Annotated in this window: 6 protein-coding genes and 1 tRNA gene; 6 read left to right on the top strand and 1 reads right to left on the bottom strand. The window is 56.0% G+C overall.

Annotation, left to right across the window (positions count from 1 at the left end):
• The first annotated feature begins 6 nt into the window (after positions 1-6).
• Positions 7-3,132: an outer membrane beta-barrel protein gene (locus Q0R57_RS10045; RefSeq protein ID WP_294746910.1), complete on the top strand. Its 3,126-nt coding sequence runs from the start codon at positions 7-9 to the stop codon at positions 3,130-3,132.
• A gap of 172 nt (positions 3,133-3,304) precedes the next feature.
• Here the strand turns inward: Q0R57_RS10045 and Q0R57_RS10040 are convergent.
• A tRNA-Met gene (locus Q0R57_RS10040) sits at positions 3,305-3,377 on the bottom strand.
• Between the two features lie 184 nt (positions 3,378-3,561).
• Between Q0R57_RS10040 and Q0R57_RS10035 the strand changes: the two genes are divergently transcribed.
• From Q0R57_RS10035 to Q0R57_RS10015, 5 genes are read left to right on the top strand one after another with little or no spacing between them, the layout of a single operon-like run.
• On the top strand, positions 3,562-4,155 hold the full coding sequence (locus Q0R57_RS10035; protein ID WP_294746907.1) for a TetR/AcrR family transcriptional regulator: 594 nt from the start codon (positions 3,562-3,564) through the stop codon (positions 4,153-4,155).
• A 32-nt stretch (positions 4,156-4,187) separates the two neighbouring features.
• A complete protein-coding gene (fabG, locus tag Q0R57_RS10030) occupies positions 4,188-4,925 on the top strand; it encodes a 3-oxoacyl-[acyl-carrier-protein] reductase (RefSeq protein ID WP_294746904.1) in 738 nt (245 codons plus the stop codon).
• A gap of 33 nt (positions 4,926-4,958) precedes the next feature.
• Complete coding sequence (locus Q0R57_RS10025; RefSeq protein WP_294746901.1) at positions 4,959-5,693, top strand: RluA family pseudouridine synthase; 735 nt, start codon at positions 4,959-4,961, stop codon at positions 5,691-5,693.
• Positions 5,694-5,695: 2 nt separating this feature from the next.
• Positions 5,696-10,408, top strand: a complete 4,713-nt coding sequence (locus Q0R57_RS10020) for a translocation/assembly module TamB domain-containing protein (RefSeq protein WP_294746897.1) — start codon at positions 5,696-5,698, stop codon at positions 10,406-10,408.
• Positions 10,392-12,794 carry a BamA/TamA family outer membrane protein gene (locus Q0R57_RS10015; RefSeq protein WP_294746893.1) on the top strand — a complete coding sequence of 801 codons (2,403 nt, stop codon included), beginning with the start codon at positions 10,392-10,394 and terminating at the stop codon, positions 12,792-12,794. The genes Q0R57_RS10020 and Q0R57_RS10015 overlap by 17 nt, the downstream gene beginning before the upstream one ends.
• Positions 12,795-12,882 lie beyond the last annotated feature (88 nt).

Genomic DNA, 12,882 nt, shown 5'->3' with positions numbered 1-12,882 from the left:
AGACAAATGGACCTACGACACCTCCTACTGCTGGTGGCCCTATTGCTGAGCATGAGCGCTAATGCCCAGCGTGAGACCCTTTCCGGCCGCGTCATCGACAAAGACAATGGTGAAGTTTTGGAAAGAGCCACCGTACAGCTCTACCGCATCACAACCCGCAGAAACAATGCCAAGGACACCACCTTCGTGGGAGGCACGCTCTCCGACGAACGCGGCGCTTTTTCGTTTAGCGAAGTCCGCTCTGGCAATTATTTCATGAAGATCACCTTTCTGGGTTACAAGGAATACACCCGCAACATCAACAAGACCAGCAGCAACCAGTCGCTGGGCACCATCTCGCTGGAGCCCAACACGGTAGAGATAGCCGAAGCCATCGTTGTGGCCAACATCCCCAAGATGGTCATCAAGGATGATACGGTAGTCTATAATGCCGATGCCTTCCGTGTGCCCGAGGGCTCCGTCATCGAGGCGCTGGTCGAGGTGTTGCCTGGTGCCAAGATTGACGACGACGGTAAGATTACCGTCAACGGCAAGGAGGTGAAGAAGTTCAAGCTCGACGGTCGCGACTTCATGACAGGCAACAACGATGCCGTGATGAAGAACCTGCCGTCTTACGTTATCGACAAGGTGAAGGCCTACGACGAGAAGAGCGACCTGAGCCGTATGACGGGTGTGGACGACGGCAACGATGACTTCGTGCTCGAGTTCACCACCAAGCGTAGCGCACGCAACGGCATACAGGCCAACCCTGACTTAGGTATTGGTACCGACCAACGCTATGGTGTGCGTCTCACCGCCATGAAGCCCTTCGGTGCCATGCGCTATACCTTCATGGGCAACGCCAACAACGTCAACGACAGAAACTTCTCGGGTCGTGGCGGACGAGGCCGAGGCAATGGTCAGGGACAGCGTCACACCAAGACGGGTGCCCTCGACATCAGCTACGAGAACGACAAGGACCTGAAGCTTAGCGGTCGTGTTACCTGGACTCACAACAACACTAACAACTGGAACCGCACTGGCTCGGAGAACTTCGTCAACACACGTGGCGGTGCCTTCTCCAACAGCGTCAGCCAGAGCTACAGCCGCAACAACTCGTGGACAGGCAACATGAACCTGCAGTGGCAGATAGACTCGGTCACCAACCTCTCGTTCCGTCCTAACGTCAGCATCTCCAGCAACGACAATCAGAACGGCTCTACCTCGGCATCGTTCAATGCCGACCCCTTCGACTATGTCACCGACCCCCTCAGCAACGACGGTCTGAAGACGATGAGCAAGGACAGCCTGGTAGTCAACAGCCGCGAGAACAAGTCGTTGAGCTATGGTAATAATAGGAACCTCAGCTCGCAGGTGCAGATATACCGCCGTCTGAACAGCAATGGTCGTAACGTCGCCCTCAGCGGCAACGTCAACTATAGCGATGGCGACAACCGCAATGCCAACCTCTCGGGTGTTCACCTCTGGCTGCAGAAAAACAAGCTGGGTCAAGACTCTGTTTACCAGACCAACCGCTACACAACCAGCGACACCAAGAACTACAGCTTCCAGATAGGTACCACATACACCGAGCCCGTCTATATCTTCCCACGTAAGGAGGAGCCTGTGGACACCACCCAGCGCGGACGTGGTCCCTTCGGCAATCGTGGTCGACGGATGGTGGGACAGGAGGGTATCTTCCTGCAGTTGAACTACAATTTCAGGTATAATTATCAGAAAAGCGACCCGCAGACCTACGACCTGCTGGGCATGAGTGAGGAGGAGTTCCAGCGCGCCCTCGACGACTATCGTGACTTCGGTTTCCTGCCCGATAACTACGAGACATTCCTCTCTACCAGCCTCAGCCGCTATTCTGAGCGTACGGAGTATAGTCATAATGCTGACATACAGATTCGTCTGAACCGCGAGAAATACAATATGAACGTGGGTGTCAACCTGCAACCACAGAAGTCGCACTATATCCAGCAGTACCTGGGCAAGCCCGTCGACACCGTACGTACCGTTGTCAACGTCTCCCCCACCCTCAACCTGCGCTATCGCTTCGACCAGTACACCAACCTGCAGGTGCAGTTTAGAGGAAACATGTCGCAGCCCAGCATCACACAGCTACTCGACATCTACGACGACACCAACCCGCTGTCAGTCACCATGGGTAACCCTGGTCTGAAGCCCTCGTTCAACTATAATTTCTCCACTAACTTCCAGATGCAGCGCAAGCCCACGCTTGTAGAAGACAGTATGGGCTTCCAGGTGCCAAAGAACCAGCGCCACTGGAGCTTCAGCTCTAACGCCAGTTTCCAGGTCACCACCAACAGCATCGGCAACATCGTTACCTATGAAGAGCTCACAGGTCGCCGCATCAGTCGTCCTGACAACTACAATGGTAACTGGAGCACTAACGGCGGCATCACCTTCAACATGGGTCTCGACACCCTCAACCGCTGGGACCTCAGCGGTAGCCTGAGGGCCAACTACCGCCATCAGGTGAGCTATGTGAACCAGAACCGCACGGAGACACCCGACCGCAACGTCACCCATAGCATCAACGTGTCACCCGATGTCTCGCTGAGCTTCCGCAACAAGTGGCTCAACGTGTCACTCAACGCATCTACCACCTACGCACGCACCGAGAACCGACTGCAGGCTTCGCGTAATCTCGACACGTGGAACTTCAACTACGGCGGCAACACCCGCATCACCTTCCCGTGGGGTACCGACCTCTCTACCGACTTCCACGTATATAGCAAGCGAGGCTATGCCGACGAGACCCTCAACACCAACGAGATGCTGTGGAACGCACAGCTCTCGCAGAGCTTCCTGCGCGGCAAGAAACTCACCGTCATACTGCAGTGGTACGATATCCTGCACGAGCAGACCAACTTCTCACGTACCATCAATGCCAATGGCTGGACCGATCGTGAGGTCAACGCCATTACCTCTTACGCCATGCTGCATGTCAGCTATCGCCTCAACTTCTTCGGAGGTAACAACCAAGGTCGTGGCGGCTTCGGCGGAGGCGAAGGCGAAGGCCGTGGCAACCGCGGCGGACGCGGTGGTGGCGGTGGCTTCGGAGGAGGTCGCGGAGGCGGCGGTGGCTTCGGTGGAGGCGGCGGCTTCGGCGGCAGAATGTAAAAGGATATAAAACGAAAGAAGCCCGATGAGAATCGGGCTTCTGAGTTGCGGAGGCAGGACTCGCGCTCGGCCCAAAGGGACGCTTCGCTCTGCGAAGAACTGCGACCGGGAGCATGTGAAGGGTACTGCCGAAACAATACGAAAGAAGCCCGATTCTCATCGGGCTTCTGAGTTGCGGAGGCAGGACTCGAACATGCGACCTCCAGGTTATGAGCCTGGCGAGCTACCAACTGCTCCACTCCGCGATATAAATCAAACCAATTAACAGGCCTTCCCTGTTTTGCGGCTGCAAAGGTACGACTATTTTTCGAGATATGCAAATTTTAATGCATCTTTTTTGCTTTTTGGCACTTTTTAAGCAAAAAACCTTGGTCATTTGAAATAAAAAGCGTACTTTTGCACACAATAACCAATGTGTGCAACGAATATATGTCAATATCGAAGACTAGACAACTGTTAGTGGATGTAGCTCGTCAGCTGTTTGCCAAGAACGGCCTTGAGAACACCACGATGAACGACATTGCGCAGGCATCCGGCAAGGGTCGCCGCACGCTGTACACCTACTTCAAGTCGAAGGAGGATATATATTATGCCGTCATCGAGACGGAGCTAGAGCGTCTTAGCGACAAGCTTGACGAGGTGGCAGCACGCCGCATCAGTCCTCAGGACAAGGTGATAGAGCTGATCTACACCCACCTGAGCATGATTCGCGAGACGGTAGTGAGAAATGGTAACCTCAGGGCAGAGTTCTTCCGTAACATCTGGATGGTGGAAAAGGTTCGCCGTCACTTTGACGATGCCGAGGTGGAGCTGTTCCGCAAGGTATTTGCCGAAGGCAAGGAGGACGGCGAGTTCGACATAGACAATGTGGAGCTGGTGGCCGACATCACGCACTATTGTATCAAAGGTCTGGAGGTTCCTTATATTTACGGACGTATTGCGCACGGCATGCGCGAGGAGGACACGAAGCCCCAGGTGGCTAAGTTTGTATATGGTGCTTTAGGTAAAAAGATTAAGATTTAATACATTATTTTTATAAAGTAAAAAGAAAACAAATGGGATTATTAGAAGGTAAGACTGCGCTGATTACTGGTGCAGCACGCGGTATCGGAAAGGCTATCGCACTGAAGTACGCCGCTGAAGGCGCAAACATTGCATTCACCGACCTCGAGATCAACGAGGAGACCGAAAAGGAGATTGCTGCCCTGGGCGTGAAGGCCAAGAGCTATGCAAGTAACGCTGCCGACTTTGCTCAGACCGAGGAAGTGGTGAAGGCAGTGAAGGAAGAGTTTGGAAGCATCGATATACTGGTGAACAACGCCGGCATTACCAAGGACGGTCTGATGCTGCGTATGACAGAGCAGCAGTGGGACGCCGTGATTGCCGTGAACCTGAAGTCGGCTTTCAACTTCATCCATGCCTGTGTGCCTGTGATGATGCGTCAGCGTGGCGGTTCTATCATCAACATGGCCTCTGTCGTTGGTGTTCACGGTAACGCTGGTCAGGCCAACTACGCTGCCTCAAAGGCTGGTTTGATTGCTCTGGCAAAGAGTATCGCTCAGGAGATGGGTCCCAAGGGTATCCGTGCCAACGCCATCGCCCCAGGTTTCATCGAGACAGCTATGACAGCAGCCCTTCCTGAGGACATCCGCAAGGAGTGGTGCAACAAGATCCCCCTGCGCCGTGGCGGTCAGGTAGAGGATATTGCCAATGTGGCTACATTCCTGGCATCAGATATGTCGAGCTACGTCAGCGGACAGGTCATCCAGGTTGATGGCGGCATGAACATGTAAGATGTCTTAAGTAAGAAGTAAGATGTAAGAGATATGGAAGTCGTTTACGAGGACAACCATATTATTATAGTCAACAAACAGAGCGGGGAGATCGTACAGGGCGACAAGACTGGCGATCGCCCCCTTTCTGATATTGTCAAGGACTATATCAAAGAAAAATACCAGAAACCCGGAGCGGTGTTTCTGGGTGTGGTGCATAGGCTCGACCGTCCCGTCTCAGGGCTGGTGGTCTTTGCACGCACTTCCAAAGCCCTGCCCCGCCTGAACAAGATGTTTGCAGAGGGCGAGGTACACAAGACGTATTGGGCGATTGTGGAATGTGGAAGGTTAAAAGAGGAAAGTGGAAGGAGGAAAGAGGATAGATTAAAGGTCAAAGAAGAAAGTGGCGAGTGGCAGATGCTGGAGAACTGGCTGACACGCAACGAACAACAGAATAAAAGCTATGCTTACGACCACGAGGTGCCCCACTCCAAGAAGGCCCAATTGCGATATAGGGTGCTGGCCATCGGCGAGCGTTATGCCCTGCTGGAGGTACAGTTGATGACGGGTCGTCACCATCAGATTCGCTGTCAGTTGGCAGCGATGGGCTGCCCTATAAAAGGCGACCTGAAATATGGTGCCAAGCGCTCCAACCCCGACGGCAGCATCTCTCTGCAGAGCCACCGCATATCATTCATCCATCCGGTGAGCAAGGCACCCATAGACATCGAGGCCCCGTTACCCCCCGACCCGTTGTGGGGCCAGTTGCAATCACTCATTGATAATTGAAAATGAAGAAACGCCTGAAGTATATTGCCATCGCAGCTGTAGTAGCAGTCATCGCCATCCTGGCGCTGCCACTGCTTATCTACGTGCCTCCTGTGCAGCGATGGCTGGTACGTCAGGCCACCGAGATAGCCTCCGAGCAGACAGGCATGGACATCACCATAGAGGGTGTGGACCTGAGTTTCCCACTCGACCTGAGCTTGGAAGGTGTGCTGGTAAAACAAGAGGGCGACACGCTGGCCGATATTGGTCGGGCTGTGGTAGATGTGCAACTGCTGCCGTTGATTGACGGCAACGTGGTTATCGACGAGCTGTCGATACAAGAAGCCCGCATCAACACCCTCAGCATGATTTCCGACCTTCAGGTGAAGGGTCAGATGGGTCTGCTGAAGCTGAACCCCAGCAAGATAAACATCAACGATGGCGACGTCAACCTGAGTGAGGTCACGCTGGCCGATGCCGACGTCACCATCCTGCTCAGCGACACCGCCGCTGTCGACACCACCGACACAGGTCCCGTGCTCTGGCGCATCGGCTTCGATGCCGTTAACATCGAACGTTCTTCCGTTGATTTACACCTGCCTGGCGACTCGATGCTCATTGGCGTTGCCGCCGCAATGATGCAGGCTAAGGACGGGCGCATCGACCTGGCCGAGAGCCGTTACGAGGTAGGCTCGTTCCAGTGGCAGGACGGCCACCTGCTGTTCGACATGCCCTACGAACCCTATAGCCGCGACCTGCTGCATCCCCAGCTGATGGACTATAGCCACCTGGATGTCAGCGACATCAACTGGACCATCGACAGCATTCTCTATTTCGACCCCATCACCAAGCTTAACATACGCCACGCCTCGATGCGTGAGGTCTGCGGACTCGACGTACAGGAGTTGAAAGGTCCTGTGACCATCGACAGCACAGGCATCCGCCTGCCCTGGCTCTTGCTGCGCACCCCCTATACTAGCATTAAGGGTAAGGCCGACGTGGACTTCAGCATTGCCGACTCCCTGAATCAGGGACTCATGGACGTCACCCTCGACGCACAGGTGGGCAAGGAGGATATGGCACATTTCTACGACGGCATCGACACCCGCCACCTGCCCGAATGGCCCCTATTGCTGAAGGGTCAGGTGCAGGGCAACATCCAGAAGGCACAGATTGAGTTAGACCAGCTGTCGTGGCCCACCCTGTTCGAGATGAGCGGCGACGGCACGGTAGAGAACCTCACCGACATAGACCACCTGCTGGCACAGCTGCGACTGAAAGCACAGACCTTCGACATGAAGCCCCTGCTGCGCACCTTCGACATACCGCAAGATGCCTTCCGCATCCCCTCGGGACTGACTTTGGAAGGCACCGCCTACATCAACGGCTCACACTATATTGCCGACCTCACGGCACGACAGGGCACAGGACGCATGACGCTGAAGGCCAACTTCGACCAGCGTCTGATGAGCTATGACGTACAGAGCACCGCCAGCCGTCTGAACCTGGGCGCCTTCCTGCCCGGCTCCGACCTGAAGACCTTCGACGCACAGATCAGCGTGAAGGGCCGCGGTACCGACTTCTTCCACTCCAGCGCATGGATGAATGCCGAAGGCACCATCCATCATCTGGCCTTTGGCGACAAGGACTTCGACGACATTCAGCTGAAAGCCAGTCTGAAAGACGGCAAGGCCCAGGCCGACCTCATTGCCTGCGACTCACTCATCGAGGGCACCATCAGTCTTTCTGCCGCCCTGAGCAAGCTCGAGAAGCGTAACAACATCGAGGCCTCGTTATCTACAGATCTGTCACACCTCAACCTCTACGGCTTCGGCGTGACGGAACATCCGCTCACCATCGGGCTCACTGGCGACTTCACCGTCAGCAGTAATCTCGACGACACCCACTACCTCAGCGGACTCGCCGACAATATCTATCTGAAAGACTCGCTGAAGACCTATCACCCCGAGAAGATTGGACTGCTGCTCAGGGCTAACCCCGACACCACCTATGTGAGGGCACAGAGCGGCACGCTGATTATCAAGATGGACGCCAGCGGCGCCTATGGTCCGCTGTTTGACAAGCTCGCAGCCCTCGGCGACTCCATCAGCTCGCAGCTGCAGCGCCGCACCATCGACCAGCCCACGCTGAAAGCAATGCTGCCCCAGGGTCGCCTCTACGTCAGCAGCCAGCAGGGCAACCCGATGGCTAATATCCTGAAGGCTGCCGCCAATATCGACTTCAAGGAGTTACTTATCGACCTGAACACCTCGCCGGTGACGGGCCTCAACGGACAGGCACATATCCTAAACCTCAACGCCGACTCCACCCGCATCGACTCCGTCTTCGTCACGCTGACTGATAAGCCCAACCACGGACTCACCTTCCAGGGACGCGTGGCCAACAATCGCAAGAACCCACAGTTTGTATTTACCGCCACTGCCGACGGCTTGCTGCAGGAACACGGCGCCAGCGTCGGCATACGCTTCCTCGACAAAGACAACAGGCTGGGCCTACGCCTGGGTGCGAAGGTAGAGATGGAGGAAGACGGTCTGCGCTTCCACCTGCTGCCCGAGCGTCCCACCATCGGCTATCGTGAGTTCACGCTCAACAAGGATAACTACCTGTTCCTGCGCCAGGACCTGAAGCTACAAGCCAACGTCAGTCTGGTGGCCGACAACAAGACCGGTGTAAAGGTCTATTCCGAGAATCAGGACTCCACCCTGCTGCAGGACCTCACCATCAGCCTTACGCAATTCGACCTGGATCACCTCACCTCCGCCATCCCCTATGTGCCGCATATCACAGGCTTGCTCGACGGCGACTACCACCTGATGATGAACCAGAACAAGCAGATCTCCGTGGCCAGCGACATGCTGGTCAAGGATATGACCTACGAAGGCAGTCCCATGGGTAATCTCGGTACAGAGTTTGTGTATCTGCAGCGCGAGGACGACACCCATGCCGTAGAGGGCACCCTGCTGCAGGACGGCAACGAGATAGCCACCATCAGCGGTAGCTACCGTAATAAGAAGGTGACCGACGGCAACGAATATCTCGATGCCACGCTGACGCTCACCCGCATGCCGCTGGGCCTCATCAACGGCTTCATCCCCGACCACCTGCTGGGCCTGGAAGGTGTGGCCGAAGGCGAGATGACGGTGAAGGGCTCGCTGAGTCGTCCCGACGTCAACGGCGAGGTATTCCTCGAGTCGGCAGCGCTGCTCAGTCAGCCCTACGGCATCCGTCTGCGCTTCGACGACGACCCTGTACGCATCCAGCAGTCCAAGCTGCTACTCGAGAACTTCACCATGTATGCCTACAACGACAACCCGCTGAACATCATGGGTAACATCGACTTCGGCGATCTGGACCATATGTCTATGGACCTGCGCATGCAGGCCACCGACTTCCAGCTCATCAACTCCAAGCAGAACGCCAACTCCATCGCCTTCGGCAAGGCCTTCGTCAACTTCTACGCCTCTATGCGAGGCCCGATGGACCAGCTGCGCATGCGTGGACGCCTCGACGTGCTAGGCACTACCGACCTTCATTACCTGCTGCTCGACTCACCTCTCTCCACAGATAACCAGATGGACGAGTTGGTGAAGTTCACCGACTTCAGCGACTCCACACAGACGGTGGTGCTGAAGCCCACACCCCAGGGTCTGGACATGGACCTTCGCATCAACATCAACCCGGGAGCCCACGTCAGATGCGGCCTCGACATCGACCAGACCAACTATGTGGACCTGTTAGGAGAAGGCGAGCTGCGTATGCTGTACAACAATGCCGACGACCTCAGCATGAGGGGACGCTACACCATTACCAGCGGCCAGATGAAATACTCGCTGCCTATCATCCCGCTCAAGACCTTTAATATCCAGGAAGGCAGCTACGTGGAGTTTACCGGCGACGTGATGAACCCCACCCTCAACATCACCGCCACCGAACGCACCACCGCCTCTGTAGGCAACGAGGGTGAAGCCACCCGCAGTGTGACGTTCGACTGTGGCGTCACCATCACCCAGACCCTCAATAACATGGGACTGGAGTTCGTCATCTCCGCCCCCGAGGATTATACCGTCAGCAGCGAGCTCAACGCCCTCTCCGTAGAGCAGCGCAGTAAGATTGCCGTCACCATGCTTACCACAGGCATGTATCTCTCCGACGGCAACACCAGCGGCTCAATGATGAACAATGCGCTGAGTGCCTTCCTTGAAAGCGAGATCAACAACCTCACCGGTAGCGCCCTCAAGTCGGTCGATGTCAGCATCGGCCTCAACAACAACATGGATGCCACGGGCCAGTCGCACACCGACTACTCGTTCAAGTTTGCCAAGCGCTTCTGGAACAACCGCCTGAAGGTGCAGATTGGCGGCAAGGTGACTACCGGCAACGAGATTCAGGAACAGAACAAACAGTCGTTCTTCGACAATGTGGCGATGGAGTATCGCCTCAGTCCCACCTCCAACCAATACGTCAAGATGTTCTACAACCAGAACGCCTACGACTGGCTCGAGGGCTATACCAGCGAGTATGGCGGCGGCTTCATCTGGCGACGCAAGCTGAACCACTGGTGGGAGATATTCTCGCTGAAGACCAAGACCGAGCAGCCCATGATACGCAACGGGAGGATGATGCCCCGCAACGGCAGCCTCACCGCTCCCCGCGACAGCAGCACCATAGCACCGCGCGACACCACAAAAACCCTTCGCAATGACACGATACGCTAAGCACATATCACTCGCCGTCTATCACCTGACTCTCCTCGTGATACTCTCTGCCTGCTCCACCACCAAGCTGGTGCCCGATGATGATCAGCTCTTCATCGGTCTGGAGGCCATCAACTACGAGAACTACGAGGAAAACGACCATTTCACCGCGACACAGGAAGAGCTGGAGGCGGCGCTGGCCACCCAGCCTAATGGTGCCCTCTTCGGCAGCAGCTATTACCGCACGCCATTCCCCTATGGTCTGTGGGTATGGAACTATGCCTACGGCTCCAGCGGCAAGTTCAAGAAATGGCTACTCAAGTCATTTGGCAAGGCCCCCGTGCTGATGAGTAAGGTGAACCCCCAGCTGCGGGCCTCGGTGGCTAAGTCGGTGCTGCAGAAAAACGGCTATATGCACGGCGACGTGACCTTCTACGAGGTGCCCCAGAAGAATCCCAAGAAGATGAAGATAGGCTATACCGTCAACCTCGACACGCTGTTCACCGTCGATACGATGACCTACGTCAACTTCCCCCCGCAGATGCAGGCCCTCATCGACTCCACCCGCAGCGAGGCGAAGATAGTCAAGGACGCACCCTTCAGCGTTGGCAACCTGCAGGCCGAGCGCAGCCGACTGACACAGCTGTTCCGCAACAACGGCTACTTCTACTATCAGTCGGGATATGCCTCCTATCTTGCCGACACCTTCGACATCGCCAACCGAGCCCGACTGCGCCTCCAGCTGGCCGACTCGCTGCCGCAGCAGGCCCTCCAGCCCTGGTATATAGGTAATGTCACCATGCAGATGCGACGCACAGCCCGCGAAGAGCTCACCGACAGCACAGGCCGCAACTTTCTCAAGGTGCGCTTCAGCGGCAAGCGCTCCCCCATCCGTCCGGGCGTCATCCTGCGCAACATGAAGCTGCGCCCCCGCAGCGCCTTCAGCTACGACAACTATCAGGAGTCTCTGCAGAAAATCAATGCCTCGGGCGTGTTCAGCAGCGTTGATTTCCAGTTCACACCACGTGACAAGGACACCCTCGACCTGCTGCTCAACTGCACCTTCGACAAGCCCTACGACTTCTATATCGAGACCAACTTCATCAACCGCACCATAGGTCGCATGGGCCCCGAGTTGAAGGCCGGTGTCACCCGCCGCAACCTGTTCCGCGGAGGCGAGAAAATAGATATCAACGTCCACGGCAACTACGAATGGCAGACCAGCGGCAACACCGAGAGCATGAGCTCCTATCAGTATGGTGCCGACGTCTCCGTGGAGTTTCCGCAAATCATCCTGCCCTTCTACAGCGAGCGCAACATCATGCGCAAACGACGCGAGCGGGGCACCAACCTCAAGCCGCGCTTCTACTCCACACCCTGGACCATCGCCAAGGTATCTACCGACATCATACGGCGTCCCAACTACTATAAGATGCACATCGCCTCGGGCGAGTGGACCTACCGCTGGCAGCCATCCGAGACCAGCCGCCACGAGTTCTCACCGCTCACCCTGAAGTATCAGTATATGAACTCACACACCGCAGAGTTCGAGGACATCATCTCCAAGAACCCCTATATCATCGTGTCGATGAGCGACTACTTCATCCCCAAGATGCGCTACACCTATACTTATACCAGTCCGCAAGACAAGGTCAACCCCATCCGCTGGGAGACCTCCCTCGAAGAGTCGGGCAACGCCACCGCCCTCTACGACGTGGTGGTGCAGGGCAACGGGTGGAACCAGAAGAACAAGACGCTGTTCAAGAACGTGTACTCACAGTTCCTGCGCCTCGAGACCGACCTCACCAAGACGTGGAACCTCGACAGCAAGTCGCAGCTGGTGGGCCACGTTAATGCGGGCTTCATCTACAACTACGGCAACACCACCGAGCCGCCCTATAGCGAGGCCTTCTATGCCGGCGGCGCCAACAGCATACGCGCCTTCACCGTGCGCAGCATAGGCCCTGGCGCCTTCCCGGGCATCTCCTTCAGCAAGCAGTTCTCCTACGTGCTACACAATGGCGACATCAAGCTGGTGATGAACCTGGAATACCGCCGACAGCTGGTGGGCAACCTCTATGGCGCCGTCTATCTCGATGCCGGCAACGTGTGGAACCGAGAGACCATCACCCTCGACAAGGCCGACTACGAGGAGGATTACTACGATACCGTGGACTTTATGAACAGCCTCTACGTCAACAGCACCCTCCAGCCTTCCACCTTCCTCAAGCAGCTGGCCACCGGCACCGGCATCGGCCTGCGCTACGACATGGAGTTCCTCGTGATACGTGTGGACTGGGGCTTCGGTCTCCACCTGCCTTACGACACGGGTAAGTCGGGCTACTTCAACATCCCGCGCTTCAGCGATATGCACTCCCTGCATCTGGCCATCGGCTACCCGTTCTAATCTCGCCCCAAGATACTCTCGTTCGAAAAAACTCAAATAAATTTGGTTTTTTGCTCACTTATTCGTATCTTTGCACCTGAAAAGTGTT

Source organism: uncultured Prevotella sp. (assembly GCF_946407605.1).
GTDB lineage: Bacteria > Bacteroidota > Bacteroidia > Bacteroidales > Bacteroidaceae > Prevotella.
Note: the sequence above shows the minus strand (reverse complement) of the source record. Positions and strands in the feature narration are given on the sequence as shown.

Bases quoted from the DNA above. Each gene is read 5' to 3' on its own strand.
- Q0R57_RS10025 (WP_294746901.1), top strand. From the start codon at position 4,959: ATGGAAGTCGTTTACGAGGACAACCATATTATTATAGTCAACAAACAG.
- Q0R57_RS10020 (WP_294746897.1), top strand. From the start codon at position 5,696: ATGAAGAAACGCCTGAAGTATATTGCCATCGCAGCTGTAGTAGCAGTC.
- Q0R57_RS10045 (WP_294746910.1), top strand. From the start codon at position 7: ATGGACCTACGACACCTCCTACTGCTGGTGGCCCTATTGCTGAGCATG.
- fabG (WP_294746904.1), top strand. From the start codon at position 4,188: ATGGGATTATTAGAAGGTAAGACTGCGCTGATTACTGGTGCAGCACGC.
- Q0R57_RS10035 (WP_294746907.1), top strand. From the start codon at position 3,562: ATGTCAATATCGAAGACTAGACAACTGTTAGTGGATGTAGCTCGTCAG.
- Q0R57_RS10015 (WP_294746893.1), top strand. From the start codon at position 10,392: ATGACACGATACGCTAAGCACATATCACTCGCCGTCTATCACCTGACT.